Below are 12,772 nucleotides of genomic sequence, written 5' to 3' on the forward strand. Positions count from 1 at the left end.
CCATGAACCGAGACTCCGACCCGGAGCCGCGCCGGACCGCGGACCCCGACGAGCAGGCCGAGCCGCCCGCGAATCCCCCTGCGCCCGAGGCTACTTCGGCCTGGTTCCGGGAAACGCCGGACTTCGGCGACGCGAGCCCGGCCACCCAGCGGGTAAAGCCCGCCGACCACACCCGCCCGGAACCGACGACCTCGTTCTACCGCGCCGCACCACCGCCGAGCAACGACGCGACGGCGTACCAGGTCCGCCCGGAATCGGGTGATGCCACGGCGTACTTCACCCGGCAGCCGGATGACGGTGGCACGCAACCTTTCCTGCGCGACCAGGCCGCGGAGGGCACCGGGCGGCTGCCGCGCGGCGAGGCGCTCGGGGACACCGGATCGCTTCCGCGCGAATGGGTTCCGCATGCGGGGGCAGCCGGTCGAGAGGAAACCGCCGGGGGCGGTTCGGGTTCCGAGCCCGGCACGCCCACCCGCCCGTCACAGCGGACCGCGCGGATGGCGCGGTCGCGCGCGCTGGTGCGACGGCTGGGAGCCGGGCTGGTGTCGATTCCGACGGTGGAGCCGGTGGATCCGGAGCAGGCCGTGCTGGTCGATCCGGTGGTGTCGGAGGGGCGGCGGTTCTGCTGGCGCTGCGGGAAGCCGGTGGGGCGGGCCACGGCGACGCGGGCGGCCAGCACCACCGGCGTCTGCGAAACCTGCGGTGCGCCTTACGATTTCCGGCCATCACTGTCGCCGGGCGATCAGGTGGCGGGGCAGTACGAGATCCAGGGCTGTATCGCGCACGGCGGGCTGGGCTGGATCTACCTGGCCGTCGACCGGAATGTGAGCGACCGGTGGGTGGTGCTCAAGGGCCTGCTCCACGCCGGTGACGCCGAGGCGCAGGCGGTCGCGCTGGCGGAGCGGCAGTTCCTCGCCGAGGTGGTCCATCCGAGCATCGTGAAGATCCACAATTTCGTGGAGCATCCCGGACCGGACGGCACACCCATCGGCTACATCGTGATGGAGTACGTCGGCGGGCACTCGCTGCGCGAAATGCTGGACCACTACCCGCGTCCCGAGCGCATGCCCGTCACCGAGGCCATCGCCTACATGCTCGAGATCCTGCCCGCCCTGGAGTACCTGCACTCGGTGGAGCTGGCCTACAACGATCTCAAACCCGACAACATCATGGTGACCGCCGACCGCGTCGAGCTCATCGACCTCGGCGCGGTCGCCCAGTTCGAAGCATACGGAAATCTGTACGGCACCAGGGGATTTCAGGCCCCGGAGGTCGCCCGCACCGGCCCCACCATCGCCTCCGACATCTACACCGTCGGCCGCACCCTCGCGGTGCTGACCCTCGACATGCCGATGGAACGCGGCGCGTACGTCGACGGCATCCCGGACCCGGCCGCCCAGCCGGTGCTGGCGCGGCACGAGTTCTTCCACCGCCTGCTGCTCACCGCCACCGACCCGGATCCGGACCGCCGCTTCCCCACCGCGCGCTTCTTCGCCAACCAGCTCACCGGCGTTCTGCGCGAGGTGCTGGCCGTGGAGACGGGCAACGAACATCCGCAGCTCTCAACACTTTTCAGCCCGCCGCGCACCAGCTTCGGCACCGAGGAACTGGTCGCGCAGACCGACGGCCTCATCGACGGCATCGCCCGCGACACCCTGCTGGATCCGCGCGCGGTGGTGGCCGCGCTGCCGGTCCCGATCATCGACTCGGCCGACCCGTCCGCGCCGCTGCTGGCCGGCGCCGCCCACCCCGAACCCCGCCACGTCCTGGACGAGCTCCGCCACGCCCGCCAGCGCGCCGCGGCCGAACCCGGTGGTGCGCCGGAGACTTTCGAACTCGAGGTGATCCTGGCCGAAGCCCGCGCCCACCTCGATCTGGACGAACCGGCCGCCGCGCGCGTGATGCTGGAGCGCCGCACCGACGGCCCGGAACCGCCCGCCCCGGACTGGCGCATAGACTGGTACCTCGGCATGACCGAACTCCTGGAGCACGAATACGAACGCGCCTTCACCCGCTTCGACGCCGTGCTGGGCTGCGTCCCCGGCGAGATCGCGCCCAAACTCGCCCTCGCCGCCACCGCGGAACTCATTCTGCGCTACTGGGATTCACCCGATCCCGAACAGTGGCGCGGCTACGCCGAGAACTACTACGCCACCGTCTGGCGCACCGACCGCGGCGTGGTCAGCGCCGCCTTCGGCCTGGCCCGCCAGCTGGCCGCAGCGCACGACACCACCGCCGCGGTGCACGCTCTCGACGAGGTGCCCCCGGCCTCCCGCCACTACTCCGAGGCCCGCATGACCGCCATCCTCATGCTGCTCAACCAGGCCCCGGTCGCCGAACTCGACGAATCCACCCTCCACCTGGCCGCCGCCCGCGTGCAGACGCTGCCGCCCGGCGAGACCCGCGCCGCCCAGCTCCGCGTCCTGGTTCTCGGCTCCGCCCTGGGCTGGCTGCAGGCGGGGAACACCCCGAAAACGGCCTCCGCCGAGATCTTCGGCGCGCCCTTCACCGACCGCGACATCCGGCACGGCATCGAAATCGGCCTGCGCGGCCTGGCCCGTTCGGCTCCCGACCGCACGCACCGCTACGCCTTGGTCGACCTGGCCAACGCCGTCCGCGCCAAAACCTGGTTCTAACCAAGCCACCATCACCAGTGCACGACTGGGTGTTCGCGACCCGCCTCGATTCTGGACTGACGGAGCGGGGGAGCGAAGCGGAGGAGCGGAGGAGGGAAGAATCGAGGTAACAGGGCCGCGAACCCGCCGCAGCGAAGCGGAGGCAATCAAATACAGCACACAAAAACCCGTGCCGCGGCTGTGGAGGCATTCAGGGGCAGCCGAAATGCCTGCGGGACCGGCGAGGGAAGGTCAGCCCCAACCACAGCTGTGCGTATCGCGACACGGGTTTCGGTGGACCGGAGGAACTGGCCCGGGGAACACGATGCCCGAGTGATCGTGATGTTTTCGTGAAGGCTGCTCAGCCCACCAGGGCGGCCGAGGCGCGGGCGATGGCGAGCTCCTCGTTGGTGGGGACCACCAGGACGGCCACCTCGGAGTCGTCGGGTGAGATGCGGCGCGCGGAGCGGTCTTTCGCGGTGTTGCGAGCCGGATCCACCTGAATGCCGAAGCGCTCCAGGTCTTTCAGGGCCGCGGCGCGGACCTTGGCGTCGTTCTCGCCGACCCCGGCGGTGAAGGTGATGGCGTCCACCCGGCCCAGTTCCACCAGGTACGCGCCGAGGTAGCGGCGCAGGCGGTGGATGTACACGTCGAAGGCGAGTTGTGCCGCACCGTCACCGGTTTCGATGAGGCTGCCGAGCTCGCGGAAGTCGTTCACACCGGAGATGCCCTTGATTCCGGAGTTGCGGTTGAGCAGCGCGTCGACGTCGTCGACGTTCATATCGGCGGTGCGGATGAGATGGAACAGGATGCCGGGGTCCAGATCTCCCGAGCGGGTACCCATGACCAGGCCCTCCAGCGGGGTGAGCCCCATGGTGGTGTCCACCGCGCGGCCACCGCGAATGGCGGAGGCGGACGCGCCGTTGCCCAGGTGCAGCACGATCTGATTCAGTTCGGAGCGATCGCGCCCCAGGAACTCCGCCACCCGCCCGGACACGTAGTCGTGCGAGGTGCCGTGGAAGCCGTACTTGCGGACGCCGTGCGCGGCAGCGACTTTCGCGTCGATCGCATAGGTCTTCGCGGCATCCGGCAGGTGATGGAAGAACGCGGTGTCGAACACCGCCACCTGCGGGATGTCGGGCAGCAGCGCGCGAGCGCTCTCGATGCCCACCACGTTCGCCGGATTGTGCAGCGGCGCAAGGGAGGACAGATCCGAGATGGTCTCGACGACCGCGTCGGTGATGAGCGTCGGCTCGTAGAACACCTCGCCGCCGTGCACCACCCGGTGCCCGACCGCGCCCAGGTTCTCGTCGGCCAGATCGTGTCCGCTGGAGGTGAACAGGTCGAACACCAGCCGCAGGCCCGTGGCGTGATCGGGCACCGCGCCGTCGTGCGTGAAAGTCGTTCCGCCGCACTTGTGCTCGATGGTGGGCGAGCCGTCGCCGACGGGTTCGCCGATGCGCTGCACCACGCCGGAGGCCACGACCTCCGCCGAATCCGCGTCCAGCAGCTGATATTTGATCGACGATGATCCCGAGTTGATCACCAGAACCTTCACGACTTCGCCTCCTGCTGCGCCTGAATGGCGGTGATGGCCACGGTGTTCACGATGTCGGCGACCAGCGCGCCCCGCGACAGGTCGTTGACCGGCTTGCGCAGGCCCTGCAGCACCGGGCCGATGGCGACCGCACCGGCGCTGCGCTGCACCGCCTTGTAGGTGTTGTTACCCGTATTCAGGTCCGGGAAGATGAACACCGTCGCTTTGCCCGCCACTTCGGAATTGGGCAGCTTGGTGCTCGCCACCGTCGGCTCGATCGCGGCGTCGTACTGAATCGGCCCCTCCACCAGCAGTTCCGGCGCCCGCTCGTGCACCAGTTTGGTGGCGGTGCGCACCTTGTCCACGTCCGCGCCGGACCCGGATTCGCCGGTCGAGTAGGACAGCATGGCCACTCGCTGATCGATGCCGAACTGGGCGGCGGTGCGCGCCGAGGAGATGGCGATATCGGCCAGCTGCTCCGAGGTCGGATCCGGTACGACGGCGCAATCGCCGTACACCAGAACACGATCCGCGAGGCACATGAGGAACACGCTCGACACCGTGGAGACACCGGGCTCGGTCTTGATGATCTCGAAGGACGGCCGGATGGTGTGCGCGGTGGTGTGCGCCGCACCCGACACCATGCCGTCCGCGACGCCCATCTGCACCATCATGGTGCCGAAATACGAGATGTCGGCCATGAATTCGCGGGCCCGGTCGACCGTCATGCCCTTGTGGGCGCGCAGCCGCGCGTACTCTTCGGCGAATTCGTCACGCAGCGGGCAGGTTCGGGGATCGAGCACCTCGGCGGCGTCGATGTTGACGCCGAGTTCGGCGGCGCGACCGCGCACGGCGGCCTCGTCACCCAGGATGGTGAGATCCGCGATCTTGCGCTGCAGCACGCGTCCGGCGGCCCGCAGAATACGGTCGTCGTCGCCCTCAGGCAGCACGATGCGCTTGCGATCGTTGCGCGCGCGCTCGATCAGCTGGTACTCGAACATCTGCGGCGTGACCACGCTCGGAATGGGAACTTCGATCTGCCGCAGCAGTTCTCGCGCGTCCACCCGCTCCTCCATGAGAGCGAGCGCGGTATCCACCTTGCGGATACTCGACAGCGACACCCGGCCCCGGGTGCGCGACACGGCCTTCGCCGTCTCGAAGGTGCCGAGGTTGGTGGACAGGATCGGCAGCTTCGGCTTCAACCCCTCCATCAACCGCTCGATGGTCGGCTTCGGCCGCATACCGCCGTTCATGATGATGCCCGCCAGCGACGGAAAACCCGCCGCCTCATGGGCATTCACCAGCGCCAGCAGCACGTCCGAGCGGTCGCCGGGCGTGATGACGGCCATGCCCTCGCCCAGGCGTTCCAGAATGTGCTCGATGGTCATGGACCCGACGATCACCTCGAGCGCCTCGCGCTGCATGAGTTCCGGGTCGCCGCTGTAGATGTCACCGTGGATGGCCTGGCACAGCTCCTCCATGGTGGGCGCGGTGAGCAGCGGCACCTCGGGCAGCGCCCACGCCGGAACACCGCCCACCTTCAATGCGTCGGCGTCCTCGTCCAGCAGGGCGGGTTCGCAGCGGTTGGCGATGACGGCCACCAGCTTGGCGTGTTCGGCGTTGAGTTCGTTGGCGCACAGCTCGACCAGATGGCTCAGGTCATTGGGCGAACGCCCGGCCCCGCGCACCACCAGCAACACCGGCGCGCCCAGGTTCACGGCGATGCGCGCGTTGTAGCGCAGCTCGCTCGGGCTGGCGACATCGGTGTAGTCGCTGCCCAGGATCAGCACGGCATCGCAGTGCTTGGCCATGTCGTGGTACCGCATCACGATCTCGCTGATGGCCGCGTCCGGATCGGCGTGCACCTGTTCGTAGTTGACGCCGATGGCCTGGTCGTAGTCCACATCCGCGGTGGAATGCTCCAGCAGCAGTTCCAGGATGTAGTCGCGCTCGGTGGCCGAGCGGGTTATGGGCCGGAACACGCCGACCCGCGGGGTGGTGGCGGCCAGCATCTGAAGGACGCCGAGCGCCACCGTCGACTTGCCGGTGTCGCCCTCTGAGGACGCGATGTACACGCTGGAAACCGGGGTGGCAGCCATGATCGAAAGCGTACCGACAGGACAAACGTCCCACTGCGCGCAGCTCACCGATGCGCGTTTCATCACAGGGTTCGCCGGGCGTCTGCCATAGGCTCCCGGCATGATCGGAGCCTCCGGACTCGATTGGGGACACGAGGCGCTGCGCAGCCTCTGGTGGATCGCCAAGGCCTTCGCCATCACCGCGGTCATCTTCCTCGCGGGCACCGCCGCACTCGTCCGGTTCACCGAGTGGGGGCGGATGTTCTGGCGCATCACGGGCGGCTACTTCACCGGACGGCAGAGCTGGCCCGCGTGGGGACTGTTCGCGGTGGTGCTGCTGCTGGCCGTGTACAGCGTGCGGATGACGGTGCTGGTCACCTACGTGTACAACGACCTGTTCACCTCGCTGCAGTTCGGCGTGCAGGCGCTCGTGGACGGCGGCGCGGGACCGGACACCGCGCACGCACGCGAGCTGTTCTGGCGGGCGCTCACCGTATTCGGGATCCTGTCCACCATCACCGTCACCATGGGCGTGGTCAGCTACTGGCTGCAGCAGGCCTTCCAAATCCATTGGTGGACTTGGCTGAACACGCGCTACCTCGACGACTGGATGGCCGGTAAGGCGTACTACCGGACCCGGTTCATCGACAAGAGCATCGACAATGCCGACCAGCGCATCCAGCAGGACGTGTACGACTTCGTCGAGGGGTCGTACGCGCTGATCTTCGGCGGGTCGATCGGCCCGTACTCGGTCAGCGCCAACGGCGTGATCGGCAGCGGGCTCACGCTGGTGTCGTTCACACCGATCCTGTGGCGGCTGTCCGGGCCGCTGGACGTGTTCGGCACGACCGTGCCCAAGGCGCTGGTGTTCGCGGCGTTCATCTGGATCGCACTGGCCACCGTGGTCGCGTTCTGGGTGGCGAATCCGCTGATCAAACTGAACTTCCTGTTCCAGCGGCGGTCCGCCGACTACCGGTTCGCGCTCGTGCGGCTGCGCGAGAACGCCGAGAACGTGGCCTTCTACAACGGGGAGCGACAGGAGCGCAGCGGGCTCAACCTGCGGTTCTCGGCGGTCATCGCCAATGCCTGGGCGCGGGTGTACCGGCTGCTGCGCTTCTTCGGCTGGAATCTGGTGACGCAGCAGGTGGGCGGCATCTTCACCGTCCTGCTGCTCGGGCCGCGCGTGTTCGCCGGCACCACGACCCTCGGCGACCTGCAGCAGGCCACGAGCGCGTTCACGCAGGTGCAGAACGCGCTGTCGATGCCGCAGATGTCGTATGCGGCGTTCACCTACTACCGGGCCACGCTCATCCGACTCGACGGGCTGCGGGAGGCCGATCACAAGGCGCGGGAATTGCCTGCCCTGGCAACGGATTCGGTCACCGAGGGCCTGGAACTCGAAGCGGTGCGGGTGTGCAAGCCGGATGGGACAGTGCTCGTCGACGATCTGGCACTGCGGCTGGAACCCGGGGACGCACTCGTGATCAAGGGCGATTCCGGTGTCGGCAAAACCACGCTGCTCCGCAGCATCGGCGAATTGTGGCCTTATACAACGGGATCCGTGCGACGACCGCTCGGGAACGACACCCTGTTCCTGTCGCAGCGACCGTATCTGCCGCTGGGGGATCTGCGCAGCGCCATCGCCTATCCGGGGGCCGCCGGCGCCCAGGACGACGACACGGTGCGGGCGATCCTGCTCGAGGTCAACCTCGGCCACCTCGCCGACCGGCTGGACGAGGAAACCGATTGGGCGTCAACGCTTTCCCCGGGTGAACAGCAGCGCGTCGGGTTCGCCCGCATCCTGCTGCTGAAACCCAAGCTGGCCTTCCTCGACGAGGCCACCTCGTCGGTGGACGAGGGTCTCGAGTACACCCTCTACCACCTGGTGCGCACGCAATCGCCGGACACCGTGCTGGTCAGCGTGGCGCATCGCAGCACGGTGGATCGGCATCACACCCAGCGCCTCCAATTGGAAGGCGCGGGCGCGTGGACGCTGACGCCCCTGCGGGTTTCGGCGTGATCAGAGCGCGCGCAGGCGGGGCGCGAGGTCCCGCTCGAACAGCTCCAGGAACCGCTTCTGGTCGTGGCCGGGCGCGTGGAACACGAGGTGGTTCAGGCCCGCGTCGGTGTACTGCTTGATCTGCTCGACGGCCTGATCCGGGTCGCTCGCCACGATCCAGCGCTTGGCGATCTGCTCGATGGGCAGGGCGTCGGCGGCGGCCTCCATCTCGATCGGGTCGGTGATGGAGTGCTTCTGCTCGGCGGTCAGCGACAGCGGGGCCCAGAAGCGCGTATTCTCCAGCGCCAGTTCGGGATCGGTGTCGTAGGAGATCTTGATCTCGATCATGCGGTCGATATCGTCGACGGTGCGGCCGACCTTGGCCGCGCCCTCGGCCACGGCGGGCATGAGCTTCTCGGTGTAGAGGTCCATGCCCTTGCCGGAGGTGCAGATGAAACCGTCACCGGCGCGTCCGGCGTAGCGGGCCACCAGCGGGCCGCCCGCGGCGATGTAGACCGGGATGCCGCCCTTCGGGACGTCGTAGATGGAAGCGCCGACGGTCTTGTAGTACTGGCCGTCGAAGTCCACGCGGTCGCCGGTCCACAGGGCGCGCATGAGGTCCACGGATTCGCGCAGGCGCGCGAAACGCTCCTTGAACTCCGGCCATTCGCCCTGGTAGCCGGTGGCGATCTCGTTCAGCGCCTCGCCGGTGCCGACGCCGAGCATGATGCGCTCGGGGTACAGGCAGCCCATGGTCGCGAAGGCCTGGGCGATGACCGCCGGGTTGTAGCGGAAGGTCGGGGTCAGCACCGAGGTGCCGAGCTGGATGCGCTGCGTGCGCTCGCCCACCGCGGCCATCCAGGCCAGCGAGAACGGGGCGTGGCCGCCGTTGTGCCGCCAGGGCTGGAAGTGGTCGCTCACGGTGGCGCTGTCCATGCCGTGTTCCTCGGCCAGCACCGCGATCTCCACCAGTTCGCGGGGACCGAACTGTTCCGCCGACGCCTTGTATCCGAGCTTGAGGTCCTTCACCTGCGCCACTCCTGTCGCCTGTTCTGCGCTTGTGTCGTACTACTTCGCACCATATGCCCGAAGCGCGGGCGGGTGTGGTGGGGGTCGCATACAGAACCGACCGGATGGGTTCACACACCCACGAGCCACGCGACAGCAAACTAGACTCGGACACCGTGACCAACACCAATGAGCCGATCCTCTCGTATCTGACCGACATGGATGGCGTGCTGGTGCACGAGAACCACCTGATCCCGGGCGCCGACAAATTCCTCGCCGAACTGCGCACCAACGACATCCCGTTCCTGGTGCTCACCAACAACTCCATCTACACCGCCCGCGACCTGCAGGCCCGCCTGCGGCACACCGGACTCGACATCCCCGTCGAATCCATCTGGACCTCGGCGCTGGCGACCGCTACCTTCCTCAACGACCAGCGACCCGGCGGAACCGCCTATGTCGTAGGCGAATCCGGCCTCACCACCGCGCTGCACGAGATCGGCTACGTGCTCACCGACAGCGACCCCGACTACGTGGTCCTCGGCGAAACCCGCACGTACTCCTTCGAAGCCATCACCACCGCCATCCGGCTGATCACCGCGGGCGCGCGCTTCATCGCCACCAACCCCGACGCCACCGGCCCGTCGCGCGAAGGCATCCTGCCCGCCACCGGCTCGGTCGCCGCCCTCATCACCCGTGCCACCGGCCGCGAGCCCTACTACGTCGGCAAACCCAACCCGCTCATGATGCGCTCGGCCCTGCGCCGCATCGGCGCGCACTCCCAGTCCACCGTCATGATCGGCGACCGCATGGACACCGACGTCATCTCCGGTCTGGAAGCGGGCCTGCGCACCATCCTGGTCACCTCGGGCATCTCCGGCCGCACCACCGCCGAGAACTTCCCCTTCCGCCCCACCCTGACCATCGACTCGGTGGCGGACCTGGTCGGCCACACCCGGGCACCGTTCGACCTCTGACCCTCGACGGAGCCACCTCGTCATTCCGGGCGTGCTTTTGGCCGGAATCCACACAGCCGCTGTGGATCCCAGCCAAAGCACGCTGGGATGACCAGTGGGCTACCGCACTTCGATCGCCTCCAGCGCGGCCGAGAGCCTCGTCAGCGACTCGACGATCTGCGCGAATTGTTCGAGGCCGAGTTCGGCGGCGAGCTTGGCCGAGACCTCGGCATGCTGCGGGTCGATGCGCCGCACCGCTTCGTATCCGGCGTCGGTGACGGCCACGAGCTTGGCGCGGCGGTGGGCGGGATTCGGCCGATACTCGGCAAGTCCCTTGTCCACCAGCAGATCCGCGATGCGCTGCACGCTCTGCCGGGTGATACCCATCGCGCGCGCGATCCCGGCCACCGGCAGCGGCTCGCGCAGCACCGCGCCCAGCACCTGCCACCACGCGGCGGTGATCCCGGCCGGACGGGCCAATTCCTCTGCGATGGCGAGGAATTGGCCGTTCAGCTTGAACGAGGTGATGGCGGCCTCGCTGAACAGATCCTGTTCGGACCGCGTCATGCCCGCGACTCTTCGTATTCGGCCAGCGCGTAGAACCCGGCCGGATCGTTCTCACCGTAGAGCCGGTACCACGCCTCCAGGATGTGCGGCTCGTAGACGTCCAAGCGCGCGAAGATCTCTCGCGCGAAATCCACCGGCCGCGTTCCCGTGGCGGTGATCAGATCCCCGTCCCGCACCGCGGGCTCGGTCACGTAGTGCTCGCCGCCCGAATACCCGCTGAAACCAAGGTAATTCGGGTCGTTGCTGGTGTGCGGCCGCGCGTCCAGCAGCCCCGCCGACGCCAGCCCGAACGTGGCCCCGCAGATCGCCGCCACCGGCACCCCGGCCGCGAGGAACTCGCCCGCCTTCTCCGCGAACGCCTTCAATTCGCCGCTCTCCCAGGTGTCCGCGCCCGGCAGGATCAGCATGGCGCTGTCGGCAGGCGACAGTTCGCTCAGCACGACATCCGGTACCACCCGCATACCGCCCGCCGAAACGACCGGCTCCGCGCTCAGCCCGACGGTGACAACCCGCCAGTTGCCCGGCTCCCGATGCCACAGCGGCCGGTTGATGTGGGCGGTGGCGTGCCCGACCTCCCAGTCGGCGAAGGTGTTGTAAACGGCCATGTGCACTGTCTTCGTGGTCATGACAGTATTCTGTCATCTTTGACAGCACACTGTCAATACTTTTCTGACAGCATCCTGTCAAAGATGCGTACATGCAGGTCAGGACATGCGAAAACCCCGGAGACCGGGCCGATCAGGCCGTGGTCGCCGGGGCTTACGGATCGAGCGAAATCAGCTCAGGGCGTGTTCGAGGTCGCCGAGGAGATCCTCGATGTCCTCCAGGCCGACCGAGATTCGGACGACGCCGTCGGTGATGCCCACGGCCGCACGGCCTTCCGGGCCCATCGCACGATGGGTGGTGGTGGCGGGGTGGGTGATCAGGGTCTTGGCGTCACCGAGATTGTTGGAGATGTCGATGATGCGCAGACCGTTGAGCACCTCGAAGGCGCGCTTCTTGCCTTCGCCCTCAGGGGCTTTCAGCTCGAAGGTGACCACGGTGCCGCCGCCGGACATCTGCGCCTGAGCCAGGTCGTACTGCGGGTGCGACTTCAGGAACGGGTACTTCACCCAGGCCACGGCCGGGTGCTGCTCCAGGAACTCGGCGATGCGCAGCGCCGAGGCGTTGGACTGACGGACGCGCAGGGGCATGGTCTCCAGGCCCTTGAGCAGGGTCCAGGCATTGAAGGGGCTCAGGGCCGGACCCGTGTGGCGCATCAGGTTTTTCACCGGGCCGTCGATGTACTCCTGCGAGCCGAGGATCGCACCGCCGAGCACGCGGCCCTGGCCGTCGATGTGCTTGGTGCCGGAGTAGACGAGGACATCCGCGCCCAGTTCGAAACCGCGCTGCAGCAGCGGGGTGGCGAAAACGTTGTCCAGCACCACCTTCGCGCCCGCGGCGTGCGCGAGTTCGGTGACGCGGCGGACATCCACCAGCGACTGCATGGGGTTCGAGGGGGTCTCGAAGAAGACGGCCTGGGTGGGCACCGACAGCGCCTCTTCCCACTGATCCAGGTCTTCGCCGTCGACGAAAACCGTTTCCACGCCCCAGCGCGGCAGGATCTCGTTGCACACCACGAAGCAGGAACCGAACAGGCTGCGGGCGGCGACCAGCCGGTCGCCCGCGCCGAGCAGCGCGCCCAGTGCGGTGAACACCGCGGACATGCCCGACGCTGTCGCGAAGGCCGCTTCCGCGCCGTCGATCAGGCGCAGCCGCTCCTCGAACATGGCGACCGTGGGATTGCCGTAGCGGGAGTAGACGAAATGCTCGATATCGCCGGTGAAGGAGGCTTCCGCGGCCTCGGCGCTCTCGTAGACGAACCCGGAGGACAGGAACAGCGCCTCCGAGGTCTCCTCGAAACCGGAACGCCGCACACCGCCGCGCACGCCGAGCGTGGCCGGGCCGACACCCTCGGGCAGCGGCTTGTCGAATGCGCCACCAGTGATCACGACTGCCTCCAATCCAGGAAG

Annotated in this window: 9 protein-coding genes; 3 read left to right on the top strand and 6 right to left on the bottom strand. The window is 68.0% G+C overall.

Annotation, left to right across the window (positions count from 1 at the left end):
- Positions 1-2: 2 nt before the first annotated feature.
- Positions 3-2,636 carry a serine/threonine-protein kinase gene (locus JK358_RS00395; RefSeq protein WP_201941944.1) on the top strand — a complete coding sequence of 878 codons (2,634 nt, stop codon included), beginning with the start codon at positions 3-5 and terminating at the stop codon, positions 2,634-2,636.
- A gap of 340 nt (positions 2,637-2,976) precedes the next feature.
- Here JK358_RS00395 and JK358_RS00400 read toward each other — a convergent pair whose 3' ends face one another.
- On the bottom strand, positions 2,977-4,173 hold the full coding sequence (locus JK358_RS00400; RefSeq protein ID WP_201941947.1) for an acetate kinase: 1,197 nt from the start codon (positions 4,171-4,173) through the stop codon (positions 2,977-2,979).
- On the bottom strand, positions 4,170-6,251 hold the full coding sequence (pta, locus tag JK358_RS00405; RefSeq protein WP_201941951.1) for a phosphate acetyltransferase: 2,082 nt from the start codon (positions 6,249-6,251) through the stop codon (positions 4,170-4,172). Before pta ends, JK358_RS00400 begins: the two co-directional genes overlap by 4 nt.
- A 100-nt stretch (positions 6,252-6,351) precedes the next feature.
- Here pta and JK358_RS00410 point away from each other — a divergent pair, with 100 nt between their 5' ends.
- Entirely contained in the window at positions 6,352-8,250 is a 1,899-nt protein-coding gene (locus JK358_RS00410; RefSeq protein WP_201941954.1) for an ABC transporter ATP-binding protein/permease, read from the top strand.
- Here JK358_RS00410 and fgd read toward each other — a convergent pair whose 3' ends face one another.
- Complete coding sequence (gene fgd, locus JK358_RS00415) at positions 8,251-9,258, bottom strand: glucose-6-phosphate dehydrogenase (coenzyme-F420) (protein WP_201941957.1); 1,008 nt, start codon at positions 9,256-9,258, stop codon at positions 8,251-8,253.
- A gap of 197 nt (positions 9,259-9,455) precedes the next feature.
- Between fgd and JK358_RS00420 the strand changes: the two genes are divergently transcribed.
- On the top strand, positions 9,456-10,214 hold the full coding sequence (locus JK358_RS00420; RefSeq protein WP_232850614.1) for an HAD-IIA family hydrolase: 759 nt from the start codon (positions 9,456-9,458) through the stop codon (positions 10,212-10,214).
- Between the two features lie 99 nt (positions 10,215-10,313).
- On the opposite strand, the gene JK358_RS00425 is transcribed toward JK358_RS00420, so the two are convergent.
- From JK358_RS00425 to JK358_RS00435, 3 genes are all read right to left on the bottom strand, one after another.
- Positions 10,314-10,760, bottom strand: coding sequence for a MarR family winged helix-turn-helix transcriptional regulator (locus JK358_RS00425; RefSeq protein WP_201941963.1), 447 nt, complete (start codon positions 10,758-10,760; stop codon positions 10,314-10,316).
- Complete coding sequence (locus JK358_RS00430; protein WP_201941966.1) at positions 10,757-11,386, bottom strand: type 1 glutamine amidotransferase family protein; 630 nt, start codon at positions 11,384-11,386, stop codon at positions 10,757-10,759. The genes JK358_RS00425 and JK358_RS00430 overlap by 4 nt, the downstream gene beginning before the upstream one ends.
- 150 nt (positions 11,387-11,536) lie before the next feature.
- Entirely contained in the window at positions 11,537-12,751 is a 1,215-nt protein-coding gene (locus tag JK358_RS00435) for an O-succinylhomoserine sulfhydrylase (RefSeq protein ID WP_201941969.1), read from the bottom strand.
- Positions 12,752-12,772: the final 21 nt, after the last annotated feature.

This window comes from Nocardia acididurans, from assembly GCF_016741815.1.
Classification (GTDB): Bacteria; Actinomycetota; Actinomycetes; order Mycobacteriales; family Mycobacteriaceae; genus Nocardia; species Nocardia acididurans.